The organism is Chitinophaga sp. (assembly GCF_039596455.1).
Lineage (GTDB): Bacteria > Bacteroidota > Bacteroidia > Chitinophagales > Chitinophagaceae > Chitinophaga.
This window is the reverse complement of sequence record NZ_JBCNJR010000001.1, coordinates 795,351-808,466: the sequence shown is the minus strand read 5'-3', so window position 1 is coordinate 808,466 and position 13,116 is coordinate 795,351. Positions and strand designations below refer to the sequence as shown.

Sequence of the window (13,116 nt, the reverse complement as noted above, 5' to 3'; positions counted from 1 at the left end):
TATTTTATAAAATCTGTTGTAGGTTTGCGGGCAAACAAAATCCGTTGTGATGATCGATTTTTCGCATCTGCAGGACTTCCTGGCTCCTGTTTCCAAAACACTGCTGAATGAAGACGAACCCTACGAGCCGCTGCAGATAGGCAGTTCCATAGACCTTTACGAAGAAGACCATATACCCGACCTGGACGCGGCAGACATTGTATTGCTGGGCGCCGGGGAAACCCGCGGCACCGGTCTTCCCAACGGGAGAACAGATACGCCTGACGTGGTACGCCGGGAATTTTACCGCCTGTTTCACTGGCATCAGGATGTGCGCCTGGCCGATGCCGGCAACCTGCTGCCCGGCCGCTCCCTGGCAGATGCCTATGCAGCCCTCAAAAGCGTGGTAACAGAGCTGGTAGACGCCGGCAAAACAGTGATCATCCTCGGCGGCTCTCATGACCTTACGTATGCCCAGTACCAGGCCTACGCCATGAAAAAATATATCATTGAAGTAACCGTAGCAGATGCGCTCATAGACCTGCAGGAAAACTCTCCCGTTCGCTCTCAGAACTTCCTGTTCAGCATGTTCATGGAGCAGCCCAACTACATCCGCCACTATAACCACATCGGTTTCCAGAGCTACTTTGTGCAGCCGCGCATGCTGGAAACGCTTGACAAGCTGCGGTTTGACTGCTTCCGCCTGGGCAAGGTGCGTGAAAACCTGGAAGAGATAGAGCCGGTGCTCCGGAATACAGACCTGTTCAGTGTAGATATCAACATGATCAAACATACGGACGCGCCCGCCAGCTCCCTTTCACCCAACGGGTTCAGCGGGGAAGAGGCCTGCGCCCTGTCCCGTTATGCCGGTATGAGCGCGCAGCTCAGCACTTATGGCATTTATGGTTATAATCCTGATAAAGACAAAGACAACCTCACGGCCAAACAGATTGCGCAGATGCTCTGGTACTTTATGGACGGCCGCTCCGTAAAGAACAAGGAAGCGCAGCTGGCAGACCGCGAAGCGTTCCTCGAATTTCACATCGCCTTCACGGACATCGACACGGTTTTCCTGAAAAGCAAAAAAACCGGCCGCTGGTGGATGCAGCTGCCAGATAAATCTTTTGTACCCTGCGCCTACAGTGATTACCTGCTGGCCAGCAACAACGAGATACCTGAAAGGTGGCTGCGGAGTCAGGAGCGGCTGTAGGCTCTTAGGCCTGCCGGCTGTGTCCTTTCCGGCAACGGAGAAAGCGCAGAATATCGTAAATTTAACTGACCCGCCGGGTCACAGTTAATGTTCGATCCAGATTTCTAACTCACATCATCCGCAATTGGCCACATCTACCCGCCGCGCACGGATTGCCCGTTTAAACCTCATTCAGAACTCGCAGGATGCGGCTCTGATAGCTATTGGCGTGCTGCTGGCGGCCGTTGGGCTGAAAGCGTTCCTGCTGCCCAACGGTTTTCTTGACGGCGGCGTAACGGGTATTTCCCTGCTGGTAAACCGGCTCACCGGCTGGTCTATTTCCGTGCTGCTGGTGGTCATCAACCTGCCGTTCATTCTGCTGGCATACCGCCAATTGTCCAAAACCTTCACCTTCAAAACCATTGCGGCCATTGTGGGCCTGGCCGCCAGCCTGGTGTTCATACAGGTGCCGGTTATTACGCATGACAAGCTGCTGATAGCCATCTTCGGCGGCTTCTTCCTGGGCGCGGGCATCGGCATGTCTATCCGCGGCGGCGCCGTGCTGGACGGTACGGAAGTGCTGGCCCTGTTCATCAACCGCAAAACGGTACTGTCTGTAGGGGAGGTGATCATGTACTTCAACGTGCTGATATTTGGGGTGGCGGCGGTGCTGATCAACGTGGAAACGGCCCTGTACGCCATGCTTACCTACCTGTGCGCTTCCAAGATGGTGGATTTTGTGATATCCGGCTTTGAGGAATACATTGCGCTGACGGTGATCTCCGACAAGAGCGAGCTGATCCGCAAAACGCTCACGCTGAAGCTGCGCAAAGGCGTAACCGTGTTCAAAGGTAAAAGCGGGTACGGGAAAAGAGGGGAGATCAACAGCGATATAGAAATTATTTACACCGTTGTAACACGGCTGGAAGTGCACAAGATTGTGGATGAGATTGAAAAAATCGATGAAAAAGCGTTTATTGTGCAACACAATATCAACGATACGCGCGGCGGTATGATCAAGCGCCGGGCTACCCATCATTAGCATACCACGAAAAAAAACAGATTAAATGAAAAACAGCGTTGTTGCCGCATTACTTATGATCAGTTCATTACAAGCCACAGCACAGGAAAGGATAGACCTTTACCCCGGCCAGCCGCAGCTGAAAATTGCCGGCGGCCGCAAGGTGAACGATGTTCCGCATATTGACCATTACAAGGCCCGGGCAGACAAAAAGAATGGCGCCGCCATACTGATATGTCCAGGCGGAGGGTATACCCACCTGGCCATAGAGCATGAGGGGAAAGACGTTGCGGCGTTTTATACAGAGCAGGGTTTTGAAGCGATAGTGCTGCATTACCGCCTTAACGATGTCAGCCAGAGCGGCTCCCGCTACCCGGCGCAATACAATGATGTGACCAACGCCATGCGCCTGGTGAAGTCTAAAGCGGCCTCCTGGCAAATAGATCCTGAAAAGATAGGCGTGTTGGGCTTTTCAGCGGGCGGCCACCTGGCTTCCACGCTGGCCACCATGCACATACCTGCCAACCCCGCCGGCAACGGCCCCGAAAAATGGAGCAGCCGCCCGGCCTTTGCCATACTGGTATACCCGGTTATCAGCATGAGCGAAAGCTTCCGGCACAATGGCAGCACCGTGAACCTGCTGGGCCCTGACGCCTCTGCGGAAATGAAAGATTCCCTTTCAACCGATAAACGCGTTACCGGCGCCACACCGCCTACCATGCTGATACATTCTTCTGATGATAAAGGGGTGCCGGTAGAGAACAGCCTGGTATTTTATAAGGCGCTGCTGAAAAACAAGGTGCCGGCTACCATGCATATTTATGACCATGGCGGGCATGGCTTTGGCATGGCGCCGAAAGACCCTGTGCTGAACAGCTGGCCGGCGCTGAGCGTGGAATGGATCAAAAGCGTGCTGGAAAAGAAATAAGGACCTGAACATAACAAAAAGGGCTGACCAGGTAAAAGTGGTCAGCCCTTTTCTATTCTGGAAATATCAGAGGAAATTATCAGCGTCGCGGTAGGCCTGTATCAGCGCCTGCTCGCCTTCTTTACCGGGTTTGGCGTTGCCGTGCTCCATGCCCATTACGCCCTTGTAACCTTTGTTGTACAGGTGTCTGAACACGTTGCGGTAATTGATCTCGCCGGTGCCGGGCTCTTTACGGCCGGGGTTGTCACCTATCTGTATGTAGGCAATTTCGCTCCAGCAGAGGTCTATGTTGGCTATCAGCTGGCCTTCATTGCGCTGCATATGGTAAATGTCGTACAGTATTTTGCAGGACGGACTGTTTACGGCGCGGCAGAGCATGTAGGTCTGGTCAGACGTGCGCATGAACAGGTCCGGGTTGTCACTCAAAGGCTCCAGCACCATGGTGAGGCCGCCCTTCTCCAGTATTTCGGAACCGCGGCGCAGCGCGTCTATCACGTTGCCGGTTTGTACGCCTATAGGCAGTTTACGCTCAAAATAGCCAGGCACTACGGTAGCCCATTTGGCATTCACGCGTTTGGCCAGTTCTACAGACGCTTCGCAGGTTTTGAGGAAAACGTCCAGGAACTCCTTTTTACCGGTGGTGAGAGATACCTTCCAGTTGTCTCCGCCGTCTATCACAAACACGCCCATGCGCATGTTCAGCTTGGCCAGCAGCTCACCTATCTTGTTTTGCAGGGCCTTGTCACGCTTGAGCATGCCGTTGTCTTCTATGGAACGGAAGCCCTGGTCGTGCATGAAACGGATCTGGTCAAGAAAGTCCTCTCCGGCGCTGTTCTTGAACATGCCGGCATGAGGCGCATAGTCCAGGTTAAAGGGTTTTCCGGCAGCGGCCGGCTGTTTTGTATCAGCGGCGCCGGCGGTTGCCGCAGCGCCGAAGGTGAGGGCCGAAATGCCCGCCAGCGTACCATGTTGAAGGAAGGTTCTTCTTTCCATATCGTGTAAAAATGATTAGCGTCCGAAATTAATAGCTTTTCAATGTAAATCCGAATGATTTGACAAAAAAACCGCAAATCAGCCTTTTTTCGCATTTTTTGCAACTATTGTCACCAATTCTTGACGTTCATAAAAAATATGTTGGTTTCAACCTTCAGAATTAATAAATTCACACGCTTTAATATTCCAGCACGTTATCAGCAATGAGAAAAAAAACAGTGGCTTTGTTATTCGGAGGGTTTGTAACCGGCTCCGTGTACGCCCAGACCAGTGAACCCTTTGAAGCTTACGAGCAAAAGATACAGGGTACGGATGTAACCATTAAAATGGTACCTGTTCAGGGAGGAGAATTTATGTTAGGCAGCCCCGCCGGCGAAAAAGGCCGCAAGGCAGATGAAGGCCCGCAGAAGAAAGTAAAGGTAGACCCCTTCTGGATGGGCGCTTACGAAGTAACCTTTGACCAATACGATTTATACGCAGACAAGGATAAAGACCAGACGCCTCTGCCAGATGGTATGACCAGGCCCAGCCCTCCTTATATAGACCTTACGCTGGGCATGGGCAAAAGCGGCGGTTACCCGGCCAACAGCATGAGCCAGTACGGCGCCCTGATGTATTGCAAATGGCTGTACGCCAAAACAGGGGTGTTTTACCGCCTGCCTACGGAAGCGGAGTGGGAGTATGCCTGCCGCGCCGGCTCCAAAACGGCGTACCCCTTCGGCAACGATGCGGCCCAGCTGAAAGACTACGCCTGGACGGCCGAGAACAGTGATGCCGTTTACCATAAAGTGGGAGAACTGAAGCCCAATGCCTGGGGATTGTATGATATGCTGGGCAACGTGGCGGAATGGACGCTTGACCAGTATGATGAAAAGGCCTATGCCAAAGCGGCGGCCTCCAACCCCTGGAACAAGCCCACCGGCACTACCCCCCGCACGGTAAAGGGCGGCCACTATGAAGATGCCGCGGAAAATGCCCGTTGCGCCGCCCGGCTGGAATCTGACCCGGTTTGGAACGACCGTGACCCCCAGATACCCAAGAGCAAATGGTGGAACGCAGACGCGCCCTTTGTGGGTTTCCGGCTGGTACGGCCGTTAAAGCAGCCCACCAAGGCAGAGGCAGAGCAGTTCTTTGCGGAAGTAGTAGATAAATTTGTGGGGTCCCGGTAGGAAACGGGAAATTTTTTGTAATTTCTGAGCGCTAAAAGCTACTCATTTATATCACCACGGAACTCAACGCTCCGAGCAATGGTCCCGGTAAAATACCCATCAATGGAAAACGAAAAATCACAATCATTCCACGGGCAAAGTCGCAGAGACTTTGTGAAACAATCCTCCGTACTGGCGGGAGGGCTGCTGGCAGCACCTATCTTGTCTCAAGCCAATTATTTTTCCGGTGCACCCGGCGTTATTAAAGTAGCGCTGATAGGATGCGGCGGCCGGGGTACCGGTGCAGCGGCGCAGGCACTGAAAACCAAAGAAAACGTTCAGCTAGTGGCCATGGCAGATGCCTTCCGCGACAATCTGGACAAGAGCTTCGAGAACATCACCGCAGAAATGAAAGATAAACCGGAACGCGTAAAAGTTCCGGATTCCAACAAATTCACCGGCTTTGATGCCTATAAAAAAGCCATTGCCCTGGCAGACGTGGTGATACTGGCCACTCCTCCGGGTTTCCGCCCCATCCACTTCGAAGAGGCGGTGAATCAGGGCAAGCACATTTTTATGGAAAAGCCCGTAGCTACAGACCCTGCCGGCATTGCAAAGGTGCTGGCCGCGGCAGAAGTAGCCAAGAGCAAGAAGCTCAACGTGGTGGTAGGCCTGCAGCGCCACTACCAGACCTCTTACCGCGAGCTGTACAAACGCTTCCAGGACGGCATCATCGGAGACATCACCTCCATACAGGTATGGTGGAACCAGGGTGCACTGTGGGTACGCCCGCGCAAACCTGAGTACACCGAAATGGAGTACCAGATGCGTAACTGGTATTACTTCAACTGGCTCTGCGGAGATCATATCGTAGAACAGCACATCCACAATATTGACGTGGGCAACTGGTTCATGGGCGAAACCCCGGTTACGGCCGTGGGCATGGGTGGCCGCGCCATCCGCACCGGCCCCGAAGCAGGTGAGATCTATGATCACCACTTTGTGGAATACCGCTATAAAAACGGCGTGGTGATGAACTCCCAGTGCCGCCACTGGAAAGACTCCGTAAGCCGTGTAGACGAAGAGATAGTAGGCACCAAAGGCCGCATCATTTGTGACAAGGGCGTAATCCTAGACCATAAAGGCAAAACCCTCTACACTTTCGACAAGAAACAACAAAACCGGCCCTACCAGGCAGAGCACGATGAGCTGTTTGACGCCGTGGCCAAAGGGCAATTCAAATACCAGGATGCCAAACGTGGCGTGGAAGCTACGCTTTCCGCTATCATCGGGCGTATGGCCACTTACTCCGGCCAGTCTATCGGGTATGAAAAAGCGCTGGGTTCAGGCATTAACCTGCAGCCCGCCAAATATGCATTTGACGCGCCGCCCCCGGTGCTGCCCGACGCAAACGGCAACTATGCATATGCCAAACCCGGCATCACCAAATATTTCAGCTAATGTGAAAATAATTGCTGTACATAAAGGGCGCTCCGCTAACGGAGCGCCCTTTTTCATATGTCTATTATGAAGCGGCCCTTCCGCTTCTTTTCTCTAAAAACAGTATCTTTCTGCTATGAGATCATTTTTATGCTCCCTGGCCGCCCTGCTGCTTTGCGCGGTTGCTGCTGCCCAGCCAAAGGCCATCCGCCAATGGGCCAACCAGGATATTCTGAACGTAAAAGGCCTCCATAATGCCCATACCGGCATTTGTATTCTGGACCCCGCAACCGGTAAATACTGGCTGCAATACCAGGCAGACAAGTTTTTTATGCCGGCCTCCAACACCAAGATATTCACCCTGTACACCGGCCTGCAATTGCTGGGAGACTCCCTTCCCGGCATGCGTTACGCGGAAAACGATACCGCCGTTTATATCCAGGGTACGGCAGACCCATCTTTCCTGCATCCTGATTTTACTTATCAACCCGTAAAAGACTTTCTAACGGCTACGGACAAACGTATCTGGTACCAGCCTGCCGTGATCAGGAACAAACGGTTTGGCCCGGGCTGGGCCTGGAGCGATTATGCGGATTATTACCAGCCGGAGCTGAATGAATGGCCCATGTACGGCAACGTTACGCGCATCAGCATAAAGGGCCGTGAATACAGCATTACGCCTGCCTACTTTGCCAGGTCTGCCAGCCTGCAGTTTTTGCCAGACAGGTCTGCGGATGAGGTATTGGCAGACCGGGACGAGCGGGAGAACCACTTCACCCTGTACATGCGGCCCAAAGACGCAACACCACATAATTTTGAAGTTCCCTTCATTACCGGCAACCGGGAGCAGTTGCTGCTGCGGTTGTCAGATACGCTGCACAAGCCGGTGGGCCTGCTCCAGGGTACTTTGTCAGGCGGGCAGCTGATGAAAAGCATTCCCGTAGATACCCTGTTTCAACCCATGATGCACCGCAGCGATAATTTCTTTGCAGAACAGATACTGATGATGTGTGCCGCAAAAAAATGGGATACTATAGACACCCGGAAGGTGATACGGTATATGCTTGACAGCAGCCTCCAGGATCTGCCTACCGTACCCAGCTGGGTAGACGGCTCAGGCCTTTCCCGTTACAACCTGTTCACGCCGCAAGACTTTGTGAGCGTACTGCAGAAGCTTTACAAAACATATCCGAAAGAGCGCTTATACCCTCTCTTCCCCACGGGCGGAAAGGGCACGCTGCGTAATTATTACCAGCAGCTGCCTGGCAGGCTGTACGCCAAAACCGGTACCCTCAGCGGCTGTGTGGCACTGAGCGGATACCTTGTTACGCGCTCCGGGAAAACCTTAATATTCAGCGTGCTGGTCAATAATCATGATACAACATCTACGGTGGTACGAAGAGCGGTGGAGAAATTCCTGGTGCGCGTGGCTAATGGGAGCTGACATAATGCATTGCATAAAAAAGGGGCTGACCATCACAAGTGGTCAGCCCCTTTTGCATTCACTGAAAGGTCTTTATTTCACAATTTTCAGTTCGTTGATGATGTGTTTGGCGCCGCCCAGTTTTTCAATGCACCATAGCACGTAGCGTACGTCTACACAGATGGTGCGGTTGAGGTTCTTGTCAAACTGGAGCTTGTGGCTCAGGGCCTCATAGTTGCCGTCAAAAGCAAGACCTATCAGCTCGCCGTTGCCGTTGATAACAGGAGAGCCGGAGTTGCCGCCGGTAATATCGTTGGAGGTGATGAAGCCCACCACCAGGTCTTTCCGTTTAGCGTCAACATACTGTCCGAAATCTTTCTTTTTGATCAGGTCCACATAGCCGGGAGGAAGGTCAAACTCATAGTCTCCCGGTACATATTTTTCCAGCACGCCGCTGGCGGTGGTTACATAGTCATACGCCACGGCGTCACGCGGGCTGTAGGGCTTCACCTGGCCGTAAGAGAGCCGCATGGTGAAGTTGGCATCCGGGTAGCGGAACTGGCTGGGGCTGCGCTGCATTTCACCTTTCAGGTAAAGGCGGCCCAGCTCGTTATTCTCAGCAGTAAACTGCGTGTAAAGCGGCAGGTATTTGCCTACATAATTTTTTACGAAGGCAGATGAATAGGCGTAAGCCGGGTCATCTTGCAAAACGGTGGCGTCAGGGTTGGAGATGAAGGCTTTCCACTTGGCGTCATTAAAGATCATGGTGTTGGCAAATACAGACGCCGCCCAGGTCCTGTAAGTTTTTTCATCCTGCAGGTCGCCATAAGACTTCAGGCTTTCGTAGAAACCAACCGGGTGCTGGTCTTTCGGAATGTCTGTATAATACATCATGGCGGTGGTGGCCATTATTTTCTGATCGCTGGGTTTGTTCTCGTCTTTCAGGAAGTTGGCGCGTGCGGCATCAGCGGCGGCAGCTGCGGCTTTTACGTCACCCTTTTTCAGGATGGCGTTCTCCAGCGCGCCAAGGGAAGAAGCGAACGCCGCCAGGGGAGAGCCCAGTATGCCTTCTGTCAGGTACACGCGTACTTTGGCGTAGGGAGACCAGGCCTGGTAGATCTTTTCATACTGGGGGAATACGTTCTCGAACTCAGGTTTGCCGGCCGCCCATTTTTTAAAGGCGGCTTCCTGTTGCTGTTTGTCTTCATACACATGGTACTTCAGCAATTGTTTGCTTTCCCCGTCAAAAAATTTCCAGTAGTTGGCAATGCCGGCGTAAGAGGAAGCCAGTTGCAGTTTAACGGCAGGATCTTTTTTCATTTCCTCAAACATGTATTTGAGGCGGATGTCACGCAGGTTAACGAGGGAAGGGTTTTCCACGTCAATTTTCAGCTTTACGCCCAGGGAGGTTTCATAACGGTTGGTACCGCCGGGGTAACCGAAGATCATGGCATAATCATTTTCCTTGACGCCTTTGATGGAAACGGGCAGGAAATATTTCGGTTTCAGGGGAATATTGTCTGCGGCGTATTCTGCCGGTTTGCCGTCTTTGCCGGTGTACACGCGGAACACGGAAAAGTCGCCGGTATGGCGGGGCCATTCCCAGTTATCCGTATCGCCGCCGAACTTGCCCACGCTTTCCGGCGGGGTGCCTACCAGGCGGATGTCTTTATACCGCTCATATACGAACATGAGGTACTGGTTGCCCCTGAACATGGCATTTACGCGGGCTTCGTAGCCGGTACCTTCCGTGGCGGCCCTGATGATCTCTGCAGAGGCCGCCTGAAATTTGGCGTTCCGGTCTGCGGCGGTAGCGTCTTTAAGGGCTGCTTCCACTTTTTCGGTCACGTCTTCGACTCTTACGAGGAACTGTACAGAGAGGCTTTTGGCAGGAATTTCCTGGGCCCTGCTCTGGGCATAGAACCCGTCTTTCAAATAGTTATGCTCCATGCTGCTGGCGGCGGCAATAGCCCCGTAGCCGCAGTGGTGGTTGGTAAAAATAAGCCCCTGGTTGCTCACAATTTCCCCGGTACAGCCACCGCCGAAAATAATGATGGCGTCTTTCATGGAGGATTTGTTGATGCTGTAAAGCTGCTCTTTGGAGAGCTTCAGCCCTTTCTTCACCATATCCGCGTACACTTGCTGGCCCAGCAGGTAAGGCATCCACATGCCCTCATCCGCCCTTACCAGCTTTACAGAAAGTAAAAGCAGCAGCAGGAATAGATTTTTCTTCATATGATTTGCAGGTTTTATAAAAGTGGCCCAAACCTAGCGATTTTTTTGATACTGGCCCTGCCGCCCATGAATTTGCGGCTATACAGAACAATTATTCTTTATATGGCGTTAAAATGGCTTAAGAATTGTATAATATTCATGCACCTTAAAACCAATACTATGAAACAATTAGTTTTTACCGCTATGGCAGCGGCCGCCCTGATGGCCTGGGGCTGCCAGGGCACCAGCAAACCTTCCGGGGGAGACACGGCTGCGGTAGCAGCTACCGCGGCCCAGACCAGTGCGGAGCCCGCCTGGAAACTGGAAGGCACCAGGTGGAAGCTGAAAGAGTTCCCTTCCAGCACCATGGAAATACCGCCCGGAGACAAGGAAATTTATATGGAGCTGACAGACAGCGCATCTCAGGTGCGCGGCTTCCTGGGCTGCAACGGTTTTGGCGGGAAATACCTGGCCACGCCTAACGGCGACCTGCAGATCACCAATGTAATATCCACCCAAATGGCCTGCGAGCGTCTGAATATTGAGAACGCCTTCAGAAAGGCCATGGAGGAAACCAGCAAATACACCATTGAGAAAGACATGCTGCGCCTGCAAAAAGGTGATTCCGTACTGGCCACCTTTACAGCAGTGCAGCCCTGATATATTATTTCACTAAAAACCGACGCATATGCATAAGTACTTATTCCTGGCGGGGGCCGCTCTTTTCATGGCCTGCCAGGGCAGCAACACCCAAACCAATGCGGATACCGCTACAGAAAAGATCAATGAAGGCGTAGACCAGGTGAAAGAAGGCGTAGAAATGAAGGCCGATACGGCCGGGGCTTACCTGAAAGAGCAGAAAGACAAAGCTGCTGCCAGCATTGAGACCAAAATGAAGGAGCTGGATGAAAAAATGGAGGAGCTGAAGAAAGACGGCAGCAAAAAAAGCGAACAGGCCCGCAAAGACCTGCAGGAAGTGCGTGACGACCTGGCCAAAAAGCTGGACGATGTAAAGAACAGCTCCGCCGAAGCCTGGGATAAAACGAAAGAAGGCGTAGACAAGTCCCTGAAAAAAGCGGATGAAGAATGGCAGGAGTTCAAACGTGATTTCAAGGAACTGTTCCGTTAAAAAGTGCTTGCAGAATAAAGCAGCGAAGGCCCGCCATTACGGCGGGCCTTCTTATTTTAAACCAAAAATATCAGCAGTTATTTGCCAAGCGTCCAGCCGTTGCGGTAGGTACGTTTTACGAACTGGTTGGCTTCGTCAAAGTTGGTGATCTTCATGTTAGCGCCGTCCCACAGCAGCTGGATTGCGCGGCCGGGGTAATTGAACCCTTTGCCGTCAGCTTTGGGTGTACGCAGGTCATAGCTGCGGATGGCCAGGTTACCCATAAGAACGGTTTCGGTGAGCGGACCCGCAATGTCGAACGGAGCGCTCAGTTCTTTTTTGCCGTAGCCGGCAATACATGCGTTCACCCATTGTACGTAGTGGCCTTCGGGCACGCGGGCAATGGTTTTGGGCACATTGGCTTCCTTGGTACGGGCGGTAGGGAGCAGTTGCGGGTACATACCATAGGTACCGCACATCATTTTGCCTTTGCTGCCAATAAAGAGGGCGCCGTTGCTGCCATCGGGGTCTCCCATTCTTTCATTGGGGCCCAGCTCTTCAGGGCGGGCAGGCTGAATGCCGCCGTCCATCCAGTGCATCTTGATGTCTCCGCCTTTTTTGTTCTTGAAGTTCAGGATCACGTGAGAAGAGGGAGGGCAGCTGTCAGGAAAATAACCACGCTGAAATTCGTCTACGTACACGCTGCCTACGCTGCACTCTGCTGACGTGGGATAGCCCAGGCCCAGCACGCGGAAAGGCGGTTCCACAATATGGCAGCCCATGTCTCCCAGGGCGCCGGTACCGTAATCCCACCAGCCGCGCCAGTTGAAGGGCACCAGTTTGTTTACATAGTCTTTTTCAGGAGCGGTGCCGAGCCAGAGGTCCCAATCGAGGTCTTTGGGTACTTCCGCTTTCTGGGCGGGCCAGGCAATGCCTTGCGGCCAAACCGGGCGGTTCGTCCAGCAGTAAACGGTATGCACATCTCCGATGAGGCCGGCATTGTACCATTCCATCAGCTGGCGTACGCCGTCTCCGGAGGCGCCCTGGTTGCCCATCTGCGTTACCACTTTGTATTTTTTGGCGGCTTCGGTGAGCATGCGGGCTTCGTAAATGTCGTGCGTGAGCGGTTTCTGAACATATACGTGCTTGCCCAGCTGCATGGCGGCCATGGCCTGTACAGCGTGGTTATGGTCCGGTGTGGATACGGACACGGCATCAATGTTCTTGTGCTCCTTGTCCAGCATTTCACGGTAGTCTTTATAATACTTGGCTTTCGGGAATCGCTTCACCGAATTGGCGGCACGGCTGTCGTGCACGTCACATAATACAACAATATCTGCCGGGCCTTTGGCAAACTCCCTGATATCGCTTTCACCTTTACCTCCAACACCTATGCCTGCTACTCTCAACTTGTCGCTGGGCGCTGTATAGCCTTTGCCCCCTAAAACGTGACGTGGAACGATCATAAAACCGGCGGCTGCGGTAGCGCCTGTGGTTAGAAATGATCTACGAGAAATCTGGTTTCCTTTGTTATTGTTTTCCTGAACCATGATTTGATAAATTTTCGTTCAATATAATAGAAAAATATTAGTTGTTTGTAAATATTCTCTATGAATGGTAGTAGTGTGCTAAATCGATTTTACGCCTGTTTGGAAAAGAACGCCCTGCTAATG

The 13,116-nt window shown here is 52.6% G+C and carries 11 protein-coding genes; 8 read left to right on the top strand and 3 right to left on the bottom strand.

Annotation, left to right across the window (positions count from 1 at the left end; genetic code table 11):
- Positions 1–49: 49 nt before the first annotated feature.
- From ABDW36_RS03275 to ABDW36_RS03265, 3 genes are all read left to right on the top strand, one after another.
- Positions 50–1,189, top strand: coding sequence for a formimidoylglutamase (locus ABDW36_RS03275; RefSeq protein WP_343700446.1), 1,140 nt, complete (start codon positions 50–52; stop codon positions 1,187–1,189).
- A 124-nt stretch (positions 1,190–1,313) separates the two neighbouring features.
- On the top strand, positions 1,314–2,210 hold the full coding sequence (locus tag ABDW36_RS03270; protein ID WP_343700445.1) for a YitT family protein: 897 nt from the start codon (positions 1,314–1,316) through the stop codon (positions 2,208–2,210).
- A gap of 25 nt (positions 2,211–2,235) precedes the next feature.
- Positions 2,236–3,117 (top strand): alpha/beta hydrolase, encoded by an 882-nt coding sequence (locus tag ABDW36_RS03265; protein WP_343700444.1) that lies wholly within the window; start codon positions 2,236–2,238, stop codon positions 3,115–3,117.
- A gap of 66 nt (positions 3,118–3,183) precedes the next feature.
- On the opposite strand, the gene ABDW36_RS03260 is transcribed toward ABDW36_RS03265, so the two are convergent.
- A complete protein-coding gene (locus tag ABDW36_RS03260) occupies positions 3,184–4,110 on the bottom strand; it encodes a TIM barrel protein (RefSeq protein WP_343700443.1) in 927 nt (308 codons plus the stop codon).
- Between the two features lie 203 nt (positions 4,111–4,313).
- Here ABDW36_RS03260 and ABDW36_RS03255 point away from each other — a divergent pair, with 203 nt between their 5' ends.
- The 3 genes from ABDW36_RS03255 (at position 4,314) to ABDW36_RS03245 (ending at position 8,142) form a co-directional block, all read left to right on the top strand.
- The gene (locus ABDW36_RS03255; protein ID WP_343700442.1) at positions 4,314–5,279 is read left to right on the top strand and encodes an SUMF1/EgtB/PvdO family nonheme iron enzyme; all 966 of its coding nucleotides are present in this window, start codon (positions 4,314–4,316) and stop codon (positions 5,277–5,279) included.
- A gap of 102 nt (positions 5,280–5,381) precedes the next feature.
- Positions 5,382–6,719, top strand: coding sequence for a Gfo/Idh/MocA family oxidoreductase (locus ABDW36_RS03250; RefSeq protein ID WP_343700441.1), 1,338 nt, complete (start codon positions 5,382–5,384; stop codon positions 6,717–6,719).
- A 115-nt stretch (positions 6,720–6,834) separates the two neighbouring features.
- Positions 6,835–8,142 carry a D-alanyl-D-alanine carboxypeptidase gene (locus ABDW36_RS03245; protein ID WP_343700440.1) on the top strand — a complete coding sequence of 436 codons (1,308 nt, stop codon included), beginning with the start codon at positions 6,835–6,837 and terminating at the stop codon, positions 8,140–8,142.
- 72 nt (positions 8,143–8,214) lie between these two features.
- Here the strand turns inward: ABDW36_RS03245 and ABDW36_RS03240 are convergent, their stop codons facing one another.
- Positions 8,215–10,356, bottom strand: a complete 2,142-nt coding sequence (locus ABDW36_RS03240) for a S46 family peptidase (RefSeq protein WP_343700439.1) — start codon at positions 10,354–10,356, stop codon at positions 8,215–8,217.
- Positions 10,357–10,515: 159 nt separating this feature from the next.
- On the opposite strand from ABDW36_RS03240, the gene ABDW36_RS03235 reads away from it, so the two are divergent.
- Together ABDW36_RS03235 and ABDW36_RS03230 are read left to right on the top strand one after the other, a co-directional pair.
- A complete protein-coding gene (locus tag ABDW36_RS03235; protein WP_343700438.1) occupies positions 10,516–10,995 on the top strand; it encodes an META domain-containing protein in 480 nt (159 codons plus the stop codon).
- A 28-nt stretch (positions 10,996–11,023) separates the two neighbouring features.
- Entirely contained in the window at positions 11,024–11,464 is a 441-nt protein-coding gene (locus ABDW36_RS03230) for a hypothetical protein (RefSeq protein ID WP_343700437.1), read from the top strand.
- 77 nt (positions 11,465–11,541) lie between these two features.
- On the opposite strand, the gene ABDW36_RS03225 is transcribed toward ABDW36_RS03230, so the two are convergent.
- Entirely contained in the window at positions 11,542–12,993 is a 1,452-nt protein-coding gene (locus tag ABDW36_RS03225; RefSeq protein WP_343700436.1) for a Gfo/Idh/MocA family oxidoreductase, read from the bottom strand.
- Positions 12,994–13,116: the final 123 nt, after the last annotated feature.